At 60.5% G+C, this 11,388-nt stretch carries 11 protein-coding genes and 1 tRNA gene; 8 read left to right on the top strand and 4 right to left on the bottom strand.

The window, feature by feature from the left end:
• From BraRD5C2_RS39795 to BraRD5C2_RS02090, 7 genes are all read left to right on the top strand, one after another.
• Positions 1-881: hypothetical protein (locus BraRD5C2_RS39795; RefSeq protein ID WP_249788320.1), on the top strand; the 881-nt coding region annotated here is incomplete at its 5' end.
• Between the two features lie 121 nt (positions 882-1,002).
• Entirely contained in the window at positions 1,003-1,191 is a 189-nt protein-coding gene (locus tag BraRD5C2_RS02115) for a hypothetical protein (RefSeq protein WP_223966502.1), read from the top strand.
• 84 nt (positions 1,192-1,275) lie between these two features.
• Entirely contained in the window at positions 1,276-2,166 is an 891-nt protein-coding gene (locus BraRD5C2_RS02110) for a hypothetical protein (RefSeq protein ID WP_223966499.1), read from the top strand.
• 188 nt (positions 2,167-2,354) lie between these two features.
• On the top strand, positions 2,355-5,168 hold the full coding sequence (locus BraRD5C2_RS02105; protein ID WP_223966497.1) for a peptidase domain-containing ABC transporter: 2,814 nt from the start codon (positions 2,355-2,357) through the stop codon (positions 5,166-5,168).
• Positions 5,165-6,562 carry an HlyD family type I secretion periplasmic adaptor subunit gene (locus BraRD5C2_RS02100; protein ID WP_223966495.1) on the top strand — a complete coding sequence of 466 codons (1,398 nt, stop codon included), beginning with the start codon at positions 5,165-5,167 and terminating at the stop codon, positions 6,560-6,562. The genes BraRD5C2_RS02105 and BraRD5C2_RS02100 overlap by 4 nt, the downstream gene beginning before the upstream one ends.
• A 42-nt stretch (positions 6,563-6,604) precedes the next feature.
• A complete protein-coding gene (locus BraRD5C2_RS02095; protein WP_223966494.1) occupies positions 6,605-8,353 on the top strand; it encodes a tetratricopeptide repeat protein in 1,749 nt (582 codons plus the stop codon).
• A 149-nt stretch (positions 8,354-8,502) separates the two neighbouring features.
• A complete protein-coding gene (locus BraRD5C2_RS02090; RefSeq protein WP_223966492.1) occupies positions 8,503-8,670 on the top strand; it encodes a hypothetical protein in 168 nt (55 codons plus the stop codon).
• 464 nt (positions 8,671-9,134) lie between these two features.
• Here the strand turns inward: BraRD5C2_RS02090 and BraRD5C2_RS02085 are convergent, their stop codons facing one another.
• From BraRD5C2_RS02085 to BraRD5C2_RS02070, 4 genes are all read right to left on the bottom strand, one after another.
• Complete coding sequence (locus BraRD5C2_RS02085) at positions 9,135-9,356, bottom strand: Arm DNA-binding domain-containing protein (RefSeq protein ID WP_223966490.1); 222 nt, start codon at positions 9,354-9,356, stop codon at positions 9,135-9,137.
• A 161-nt stretch (positions 9,357-9,517) separates the two neighbouring features.
• A tRNA-Ser gene (locus BraRD5C2_RS02080) sits at positions 9,518-9,607 on the bottom strand.
• Between the two features lie 12 nt (positions 9,608-9,619).
• Positions 9,620-9,889 carry a tyrosine-type recombinase/integrase gene (locus tag BraRD5C2_RS02075; RefSeq protein WP_223966489.1) on the bottom strand — a complete coding sequence of 90 codons (270 nt, stop codon included), beginning with the start codon at positions 9,887-9,889 and terminating at the stop codon, positions 9,620-9,622.
• 261 nt (positions 9,890-10,150) lie between these two features.
• Positions 10,151-10,348: a hypothetical protein gene (locus tag BraRD5C2_RS02070; RefSeq protein WP_223966488.1), complete on the bottom strand. Its 198-nt coding sequence runs from the start codon at positions 10,346-10,348 to the stop codon at positions 10,151-10,153.
• Between the two features lie 330 nt (positions 10,349-10,678).
• On the opposite strand from BraRD5C2_RS02070, the gene BraRD5C2_RS02065 reads away from it, so the two are divergent.
• Positions 10,679-11,032, top strand: a complete 354-nt coding sequence (locus BraRD5C2_RS02065; RefSeq protein ID WP_223966487.1) for a nuclear transport factor 2 family protein — start codon at positions 10,679-10,681, stop codon at positions 11,030-11,032.
• Positions 11,033-11,388 lie beyond the last annotated feature (356 nt).

Raw genomic sequence — 11,388 nt, 5'->3', positions numbered from 1 at the left:
GGGGCAACTGGTGCGACCGGCTCGACCGGTGCAACGGGAGCCACCGGCTCGACGGGTGCAACTGGTGCAACCGGCTCGACGGGTGCCACTGGAGCCACTGGCTCGACGGGTGCAACAGGCGCAACCGGATCGACGGGCTCGACCGGCGCAACTGGTGCGACCGGCTCGACAGGCGCCACGGGAGCCACCGGCTCGACGGGGGCAACTGGAGCGACCGGCTTGACAGGTGCGACGGGAGCCACCGGCTCGACCGGTGCAACTGGTGCAACCGGCTCGACGGGTGCCACGGGAGCCACCGGCTCGACCGGCTCGACCGGCGCAACCGGAGCGACCGGCTCGACGGGTGCAACAGGATCGACCGGGGCAACCGGACGAACGGGAGCCACCGGCGCAACCGGACGAACGGGAGCCACCGGCGCAACTGGCCCGAGGGGACCGACCGGACCAACAGGTCCGCGAGGCAAAACCGGCGCAACGGGTCGTACCGGAGCCACGGGCGCTACAGGCTCGACCGGAGCCACTGGGGCAACCGGCGCGACGGGAGCGAGTGGGGCAACCGGCGATCCTGGCGCTACTGGGGCCACCGGGGCTACGGGCTCGACGGGTGCAGGCGGAGCCACGGGTGCGACAGGCTCGGCAGGCTCGACCGGGGCGACCGGCTCGACCGGTCCACGTGGTCCGAAGGGTCCGACTGGTCCGAGAGGCCACAGGGGTCATACCGGCCCAACGGGTCCGACGGGCACTGCCGGAGCGACGGGAGCAACCGGTGCGACTGGCGCACGAGGCGCTACCAGTTCGACCGGAGCTACCGGTGCGACGGGAGCTGGAACGACGGGCTCGACAGGCTCGGCGGGCCCAACAGGAACGTCTGGTCATCATGACGATCAGACGTCGCTGACCACGACGATCAATCCCGATACGACCGTTGGAACGTTGAGTCCGGTGCTGCTAAAGTTGGAGGCTGCAGTCGCGGACCTGGCGCTGGCAATGGCGGGAGGGTCAATGAATGGCCAGCAGTTGCAGGCCGATCTCACGACGATCAAGAGCTTGGCGCAGATGCTGTTGTCCCGCATGGGCAACACCGATGGCGGCTCAGCTTTCGATCAGAACAGTCCAGGTGGTGCCGGAACGATTGGTCAATTCGATCAATCAAATCGGCCAAACCTCAACTTGCCGAAGAACGACCATTAAGGTCGGCGGCTAAAGAAACGACTGACAACGAAGCCAGGGATCGCGCATCCCTGGCTTCTTGTTCGACCAGGCCGAGAGTAGCCGATGGCTGGCACTGCCCTGATCGACCGCCGACGCTTCCTCGTTCTCGCGAGCAGCGCGGCCGTTGTCGCCATGGAAGGCAGCAGGAGGGCTCTCGGACGCGAGATCGCTCCGACTGAAGGCCTGCTGAGTGGTCCGATCGAATTATCGGGCGATTGGCATGCGGCGCCGACCGATGCCGTGATGCGCGTGCTCAACCGCATCCGGGAGGTCGATCTATCAGGATTGCGATTGCTGTCGGATCGGCAACCCAAGAAGATCCGTATCGAAAATCGCGACGAAGTCACGCCGGCGATCTGGTTGCACAGCGACCAACCTGACATGGCGTCGATCGTCGTGAACGTCGGGTATGCGGATTGGTGCAGGCTCGCCTATCAATTCGGTCATGAGCTCGGGCACGTGTTGTGCAACAGCTGGCAGTTCTCCGCGAAACCCCAGCCTCCGACACAATGGCTCGAGGAGGTGCTGGTGGAGACATTTTCGGTTCGCGGTCTGCGGCTGCTAACCGGCAGTTGGGAGCGATCGCCGCCATTTGCGGGAGACGCAGGATTTGCCCGCGCCATTCGTCAATATGGCTCAGCGCTGCTGGACAAGTTCAAAGCTGACGATCTTTCACCGGCCGAGTGGTTCCGCACAAATCGAACGAAGCTGGAAGCCAGATCAGGAAAGGAAGTTCCGTGGGGCCCCGCCGTGGTCGGCGTCCTTCATATCTACGAGGACGTCAAGGTGGGCAAACCGGCCTGCCTCGATGATCTGGGAGCCTTGAACCGCTGGCCGGAACGGACATCCGTTCCGATCGAGCGCTATCTCGACTTATGGACAGAAAGCTGTGTTGCGATTGGTTCCACCGGCGAATTGCCATCCCGGCTAAGGCAATTGTTCGCGATCGGGTGAAACGTGGGTGAAAACGGGGTCCCAAGCGCATCAACCAATGGCGGGGATTTCGGTATTACGGCCCATCGAATTCGTCTAGATTGCCGGGATACAGCGAAGAAAATTCATTCTGTTGTCGATTTTGGAGGGTGACCGTGGACCCGCATAGGGGCGCCTTTGGGGAGCCAGGGCCAGGCAAGTATGTCCGCTTGCTGCAGAACGCCATTGACGATCTGTCGGCGAGCGACGAGGCGTCGCGCAACGCGCTTTACAGCCGGGCACGCGCCCTTTTGGAGAGCCGGCTAGCCGCCCGAATCGATCTGTCGCAAGCCCAAGTCGACAATGAGAAAAGTGATTTCGATGAGGCGGTGTGGCGCGTGGAAGGGCAGGCCCGCCCTGGCGTAACGGCACCGGCGCGAACACAGTCGTTCAATATACGCGGCGATCTGAACGTCATCCCCGTGCAGCACGACGACAGGCCGCAGGTTGTGGTGTCACCGGATATTGCTACTGCACGTCCGAAGGGCCGTCCACACGTTACCCAAAAGCCGAGAGCATCGCGACGTGCCTCATGGAAAGCGACGAAAGCGCAATTCGCAACGCGATGGTCCGATCACCTGCATTCATTCATGGATTCTCTCCGTGGACGAAGCGAGTTATTGATCGACCTCGGCGTCCGCGCACGCCTCTCCGCGCAACGGTTTTGCGCGAATCTCGCCGCAAAGGTCAAGGTAGAGGCTCGGTCAAAGCCGCGGGCCGTCTCATCCGAGCCGAAATCAATCGGAGTTGGTCCGCAACAAGTGCCTTCGATCAATCGCCTGGAAGCGCAACGCAGTCCGCAATACCAGGCGCGATTGCAAGCGGTTGTCCAGGTCGCGCGTCATCATGGCGTCGAGCTCGACGTCGCAGAATTGAGAACTGGTGAATCCGAAATCTATCCATCGGCTGCAGCGCTCTCGGCCTGGGCGCAGAATGCCGGCCTATGGTCTCGCGCGGTACGAACCAGCTGGCGCCAATTGCTCGGGATGAGCGAAGCCGGGCCCGTCATCTTGTTGTTTGCCGACGGTAGCGCTGCGCTCATGGTTGGTGCGAACGCCGATCAGAATATCGTCATGCTCAGGGATCCCGGCGCTGCTGCGGACGGGGCCGTTCCCGTCGACGAGTTGCGCCTTTCGCAGGTGTGGAACGGCGAAGCCATCCTGGTGCGCGCGAGCCGAAGCCGCGTAGCAGCCGACGCGCCGTTTGACCTGCGCTGGCTTTTCGATCTCGTTCTGCATGAACGGCGCTTGTTGCGGGACATCGGTATTGCTTCGCTCACCATCAGCTTCCTGACCATCTTCCCACCGCTTCTGGTGATGACGATGGTCAACAAGGTCCTGCAATTCCACAGTACGTCCACCTTGGTCATGCTCGCCGCCGTCATGACGGTCGTGATCGTCTATGAGGCCCTTTTGGGACATGCGCGACGTCATATCATCGCGGTGGTCGGCGCCCGGCTTGATGCAAAACTCAATCTGCACGTCTTCAACCGGCTGCTTCGCCTGCCGCTCGATTACTTCGAGCGACATCCTGCGGGTGAAACGATGTACCGTATCGCGCAGGTCTATCGTGTTCGCGAATTTCTGACCGGCCGCCTTCTGACGACGTTTCTCGACCTGATGACGCTTTGCGTGCTGCTCCCGTTCCTGTTCTATCTCAGCCCGATCCTGGCTAGCATTGTGCTCGGCTGCGCCGGCGCAATCTTGTTGATCATCATCGCATTCCTGAAGCCGATGCGCGAGATGTACGGACGGGTCGCTACCGCCGAGACCTGGAAGTCGGCGACGCTCGGCGAGACGATCGTGGGCATCAAGACGGTCAAGGCTTTGGCTCTCGAGCCACAACGTCGCGCTCTTTGGGATGAGCGGATTGCAGAGGCCGGCAAATGGCGGCTGGAATTCGGCCGTCTGTCCAACTGGCCGCAGACTTTGGTTACGCCGATCGAGCGCTTCATGGTGCTCGGCACGACCATGCTCGGTGCGTATCTGGCGATGAACGACTCGTCAGGCTACATGGTGGGCGGATTATTCGCGTTCCTGATGCTGAGTGCGCGGGTTGCCCAGCCACTCGTTGGGCTGGCGCGGTTGATCGAGGACTATGAGGAGGTTGGGGCGGCGATCGGAGAGGCAAGTTCCGTACTTAATCGGCCGGCCGAGAGCAGCGCGCGAGCGGCGGGCCTCAGACCGAAGTTCGCAGGCGAAATAGCCTTCCAGGACGTCAGCTTCACTTACCTCAACACGACTATCCCGGCGCTCGACAGGATCAGCTTCTCGGTTCCGGCCGGATCGACGCTGGGCATCGTGGGTCGCAGCGGATCGGGCAAGTCGACGGTTACGCGCCTACTGCAGGGAATCAATCGTGACTATAAGGGATTCGTGAAGATCGATGGCGCAGACCTACGCGATGTTGATCTGCGTCACCTTCGGCAAAGCCTCGGTGTCGTCTTGCAGGAGAACTTCCTGTTTCGTGGCTCCATCAGAGATAACATTATCGCCGGTCGACCGGGCTTGACGTTATCGGATGCTGTCTATGCTGCAAGGCTCGCCGGCGCTGAGGAATTCATCGAGCGGATGCCCAATGGCTTTGAGACCTACATAGAGGAAGGATCTCCGAACCTGTCTGGCGGACAACGACAGCGGTTGGCGATCGCACGAGCGCTCATCACCGATCCCCGCATCCTGGTATTGGACGAAGCGACCAGTGCCCTCGATCCCGAAAGCGAAGCTGTCGTGACGGCCAACCTCGAGCGCATTGCGAGCGGACGGACGATGATCATCGTTTCACACCGGCTGTCGTCATTGGTTGGCTGCGATCAGATTCTGGTCCTGGATCAGGGTAAGATCGTCGATTGCGGCGCACACAATGTTTTGGTCGAGCGTTGCGCCATCTATCGACAGCTTTGGAACCAGCAAAACCGCCATAGCGAGCCGGCGCGCCAGTCCGTTACGCCGAAGCTGGTCTCGGGCGGAGCGAACGAACCATGAGCGAAGTCCAAGCCAATTTGCTGCCGCTACCGACCAGGGCGAAGAGGAACGATCCGACGCTGCCGGTGATCCTTGAGTTTCAGCAACCGTCGACGGCGATCATCAATGCTCCCGTACCGCGCTCCGCACGTGGCACGATTTGGATCGTCTCCAGCATGGTCGCTGCTATGGTCCTTGTTGCGGGGGTATTGCCCGTCGATCAGGTCATCACTGCGCGCGGTCTGGTGGTCTCGCAATCTTCCACCATCCTCGTTCAACCGCTGGAAACGGCGATCGTCCGTTCGATCGACGTAAGCGAGGGCCAGCATGTCCGGGCGGGCGATGTGCTGGCGCGCCTCGATCCGACCTTCGCCGAAGCAGATCGAGTGGCCCTCGAGGGGCAACTGAACAGCCTTGAGCCCGAACTCGCGCGTCTGCGTGCCGAGGCGGATGGCCAACCGTTCACCTACTCCGGCGATGATCCGAATTGGGCCCTGCAGGCTTCGATTTTCAGTCACCGAAAAGCGCAATTCGATTCCAAGATCGAAAACTACGAGCACCGGCTGCAGGAACTGAACTCCGTGATAGCGAGATCGGAATCCGATGCTGTGGGCTATCGCGAGCGCCTCGGTGTGGCTCAGAGCATCGAGGATATGCGTAAGCAGCTGGAGGCGACCCAAACCGGAAGTCGGCTGAACTCGCTGATCGCCAAGGATACACGCGTTGAAATGCAGCGGTCGCTTTCCAACGCGGTCGCTACCGGGGAGGGGGCGAAGCGCGATCAATCGGCCCTTGCTTCGGACCGTGACGCCTACGTCCGCGGCTGGAAGGCGGAAGCTTCGCAGAAGTTGCAGGAGATTAGTGTCAAGGCAGCCGACACGCGGGAGTTGCTGACCAAAGCTAACCTGCGACGCAAATTGGTCGAGATCCGCGCCGGGCTTGATGCGATCGTGCAATCCGTTGCAAAGGTTTCGGTGGGTTCCGTCATGCAGTCGGGGCAGCAATTCATTACGCTCGTGCCTGCGGACGCGCCACTTGAGGTCGAGGCCAACATTGCGGGCAAAGATAACGGCTTCGTGCATGTCAAGGATCCCGTGTCCGTCAAGTTCGACACGTTTCCATTTTCCCAGTACGGGATGGCGGAGGGAGCCGTACGAATCGTGAGTCCGGATAGCTTCAATGCCCAGGTTGAGGCGCGCAATCCCACCAGTGCCATTCCGACGACGAACCTGGAACCATTTTACCGCACTCGGATCAGTATTGATCGCGTGGCCCTGCATGGCGTGCCGGCCGGTTTCCAACTCACGCCAGGCATGCCCGTAACCGCCGATATTAAGGTTGGTCAGCGGACCGTGCTAACATACATGCTCGGCCTGATGCTTCCGGTGACGCAGGAAGCGTTGCGCGAGCCGTGAGCGATTTGGCTCTGCAGTGCTGACGAATGGAGCCTTCGGGAAATGCTCTTTGATCGCTTGATCGGAAAGGCGTCCCCCGAGGCGGGGCTGCGCCGAGCGATCGCTCTAATTGAGAAAGAGCGGTTTGCTGAAGCGTTGCCGCATCTGGCCCGAATGGCCGAAGCCGGCAGCGCGGAAGCCGCCTATCATATTGGAAGGCTTTATCTTCAAGGCGCCGGCGTACCGTACAGTCGGACAGAGGGAGCGCGCTGGTTGGAACGGTCGGCCTTGAACGGCAACGTCGAGGCGCAGTCTTTGCTGGCTTCGCTCTTGCTCCAGGGGCTCGGTTCGCAAGCGCGAGAGGACCGCGGCGACGGCGCAGCGCGACTATTTTCGCAGGACAGCACGTCAAAGCCAGATTTCGACGCCGCCCTGAGATGGGCTCGCATGGCGGCTGACGCCGGATCTCCCGACGGGCAGGCTCTGCTCGCTTACATTTTGACCTATGGTCCGCCACCGCTCAGAGACCAGATACAGGCGAGGGAATGGTATAGCCGCTCCGCCTCCGCAGGCTGCGCCCAAGGACAGTTGGGATATGCGCTGTCGCTCGCCGGCGACCCGAACCGGGCCTCTCACACGGACCAGATCGTCGAAAACATGCAAGCAGCGGCGGCTGCTGAAATTCCTACGGCCGTGTTCATGCTGGGTGTGCTCACCGAAGGAGGGATCAGCGGCATACACGATCCCACTGCAACCGCTGAACTTTACCGTAAAGCTGCCGAGCTGGGACACCGCGGTGCGCAGATTAAATGGGGAACGATGCTGATTGAAGGTACCGTTGTTGCCAAGGATTTGGTGTTGGGCGAGACGTGGCTTCGTCGTGCTGCCTTGGCAGGTGACGCTCGTGCTGCGGAACTGGTCGGCAACCTATATGCCAAGGGCGGAGCATTGCCGCCGAATTATGTGGAAGCGGCAAACTGGTATCGTCGTGCGGCGGAGGGTGGCAACGCGGCGGCCGCTCGGTCGTTGAGTTCGTTTTACATGACCGGAGCCGGAGTACCCCAGGACAACCATGAAGCGGCCCGCTGGTTGCGCATCGCCGCCGAGGCCGGAAATTTGGATGCTCAGGTCGACGTCGGAAATGACCTGCTGGGACGAGCGGTCAGAGGAGAGGAATGTCCGCCGGTCGCGGATTGGTTCATGCAGACAGCGCAACGCGGCAATCTCGTCGCCGCGTTCAATCTCGGCGTTTGTCTTCTCCAGGGCATAGGGGTCGAGCGCAACGAACAGCAGGCAGCAGTCTGGTTGCGGCGTGCGGCCGAAGGGGTTCCGGAGGCGCAGTTCATGATCGGTCGTCTTGTCGCCGATGGCCGAGGTGTGCCGGCCGACCCGAAGGCAGCACGAGGCTGGTTCGCGCGGGCGGCGGAGGGAGGCATCACCGATGCTCAGGTTGCTCTGGCTGAGATGCTCGTGAACGGTCGAGGGGGTCCACAGGATGCTCCTGCCGCGCTCAAACTATGCGAACAGGCCGCAGCGAATGGCCACGCTGGAGCAATGTTTGCACTAGGGGCTATGTATAGCGGCGGTCATGCCATTCCCGTGGATCGAAGCAAAGCCGAGCGTTGGTTTCGCGCGGCCGCGGAGCGCGGTCACGGTCAAGCTCAACTCATGCTCGGGCGCTATTTGCGTAGCGGTGCGGCTGGCCACAGTGATCCCAAGCAGGCGAGTTACTGGTTCGAAATGGCCGCCGCCCAAGGCATTGTCGATGCAGATGCAGAGCTTGCCGAATTGACAAGAGCCGTATCAGGATGATGTCGCCGGACCGGCCATGGAGGCGATCCAACGCCCGCTCAGGCTCCGCTGGTATGCGTGCATCGGTTGTTGGGCGTCATCGCGCTCACCCGTAATAATACCTCGCCATCTCAACGCCCACAAAAATGAGCAGCCACAGGCCGACTGCAATGAAGCAGACCGCCAAACCGCAGCCGTATCTGGAGGAACGATCGTCATCGCTCATAGGTCAGTTCGCCGGTACGTCGAGAACGCCGATCGCGCGCTTCACTTTGGCCGGCAAGGCGGCGAACGTGTGCTCGCCGGTGAACGCGATATGCTTGCGCTCGTCGGCCTGACCGTTTCATGCGCGCTTGATCCGCGCTGTCATTGCTGAGGCATCATGGTCACACGGTTTATTCGGAAGCAGAAGCGCGGTAGCGGCGATCGCACCCCGCGAACAACAACGCCGCCAAGCTTAAAATGCTCGCTGGCGGCGTTGGTCTAGCCCCGGGAAGGATGTGCAAAGTCCCGACATGAGGGAAGTCAGCACAAAGCGTGCCAAGGTTCATCTCGCAAACGGGCTACCACACAAGGGTTATGTAGTGTCGCCAGATCCGAACAGATCCGTCTCGGTTTCCCACGGGTCATAAACTTCAGCATCTCGATCGCGAAACGCTCTACGGACAAGCGCCGCTCGATGAGTGAGTTCCGACTTCGCTAAGTTTGTTGCGAAGTACCCTCGGTGATGCTCGATGTCTGCTTGCGTACGCGCGACATCGCAATCTTTCGTTCTCGAGGCCAGTCGTGTTGCGATCGCCCGTCACCCGCAAGCGGCGGCATCGCGCGCAAGGCGTGCGTTCTTGAGCGACACGTCCTTGAAGGAACCCAAGCCGTGCCAGCGCTCCTTTCCGTCCTTCCAATCATGATCGGACGAACTCTTCGCCGCGGGTCCGTTGACTATCAGATAAGGCCCACCGCCGTCGCCATACTTGCCCCGCTTCGTTTCGCGCTCGACATCGAGTGGCTTGAGCTTTCCAGCCATATGTTCCTCCGATGAAAGCCATCCTCCGAACCCACGGTCCCAAGCCACGGTTTTCGCTTCGATTGTGAGGAACGACAGCGAACTGGGAATACAGCCAGCTGACGAAAACGCTGATTTTGTTGGGGATTCCGAACAGCGGTGAACAACAGAGAACAGTGTACTGGCGGAAGGGGTGGGATTCGAACCCACGGTACCCTTGCGGGCACGCCGGTTTTCAAGACCGGTGCCTTAAACCACTCGGCCACCCTTCCAAACCAACAATTTCAAGTGCTTAGCGGCGGACTCGAAGAGAACGAACCGCGAAATGGGCACCCGATTGGCAGCTCACGCGCCAGCGCCGCATTGATCGCCGCCGCCTTGCCGTCGCCGTTCCTAAACAAGTGGGCGTAGACGCGCAAGGTGATGTCCGGCCTCGCGCGCCCAAGGCGCCCTGAGAGAGTGACGATATCCACGCCGGCATCGATCAGCCGGGACGCAAGGGCGTGCCGGAGATTGTGGAACCCCGAGTTGGGCTGGAGGTCGCTCCAGGCCATTGCTGTGGCGCTTCTTGATAGGCGCGCGTGTCCACTGCGAACTGGCGGGCGGGTTCGGGCTGGATCGCGATCGGCATTCGCGTGAAGGGCATGACCTGAGCTTAGGTGCAACAACGCCGCCAGGCTTAAAACGCTCGCTGGCGGCGTTGATCCTAGCCCCGGGAAGGATGTGCAAAATCCCGACATGTGAGGGGTCAGCACAAAGCGCACCAAGGTTCATCTCGCAAAGGGGGTACTACCGAAGGGGTATGTAGTGTCGCCTTATGCGAACAGATCCGTCTTGGGTGATGTTTCCCGACGGTTCATAAACTTCAGCATCTCGATTGCGAAACGCTCTTCGGATAAGCGCCGCTCGATGAAGTGAGTCTCGACTTCGCTAAGTCTGGTGCGAAGCAACCCTCGGTAATGCTCGATGTTTTGCTCGTGCACGCGCAACTTCGCAATCTTTCGTTCTTCCATTTACGCCCCCTGTGTCTCGGAGGCGCTTTCGCGCCGGTTACCGTCGTCACTCTAGTTGCAAGAATCGACGCCACGATGACTGTCAGTTCGCGACGACCGTCAAATTCGGAGTATGTGTACATCGGGGATTTCTCGCGAAACTGCGATGCCGCCGACGGTGGCTTGGGTCCGGCATCGCAGGCCCGCGACCAAATTGATTTGCAGCAGCGCCTTCTTTTGAACGACGCCGCCAACTGAGGTGGCTTTCACCCGGGCAGTATTTTTCCCAGTATCGGCTCCTCCCAGAAGCGCTCTATTCCTCAGCTACGATACGGATGCAGGTGAGGAAATATGTCCTTTGACCCAATGGCCGCAGCGATTGATTGGCTGAACGCCTATCGCGCGCGCGACCTTAACGCGATTGTACAGATGCACGCAGACTCTGCTGTCGTGGATTGTCGATGCTGCGTTAGGGAAACCGTCGCCAGCAAAGCGCGATTGATGGCCTTCTGGAAAGAGCGTTTGGAGGACTGCGTTCCGTCCGAGATTAGCGATCTAAAGCCGGTCTTGAATGGGACATCGATATCCTTCGTTACACCGCGTGGTGCAACGACTGCGATTATGGAATTCGATGCAGACGGCAAGATTGCTTACATGGAACGGGGCGCTCTAGGTGCGCCACAGGGAGATCGCCGGTCGATTTGACGACAAGCCGCTGCGAGGAGTTGTTACCTGCAAGTCATACGGAATGGATTTCTATCGCTTCTGGCCCTGGGCACGTTGACTGGTCAATCAGCGCGAAAGCGGAAGGCGTCGTAGGCGTGGGCACCCAGGATCACGGCGCTTAGGCACAGCAATACGACGATAGCGGCTTCCATCATGACGCTTGCCCCCGATCAATTCGCGAAGGTGTGGTATAGGTCCATTGTTTCAGGCCGGTTTCGTGCGTCCCTCGAAAATGGCCTTCCACCGGTCTTTCGTGTGGAAAATGCGGATCGCCGACCGGCTTGCTGATTTGCTAACGGTCGCTTGGCCTGACGAAGAATAGATATCGTTTTTCG

This window comes from Bradyrhizobium sp. RD5-C2, assembly GCF_019972155.1.
GTDB lineage: Bacteria > Pseudomonadota > Alphaproteobacteria > Rhizobiales > Xanthobacteraceae > Bradyrhizobium.
This window is presented reverse-complemented; position numbering and strand designations above follow the sequence as displayed.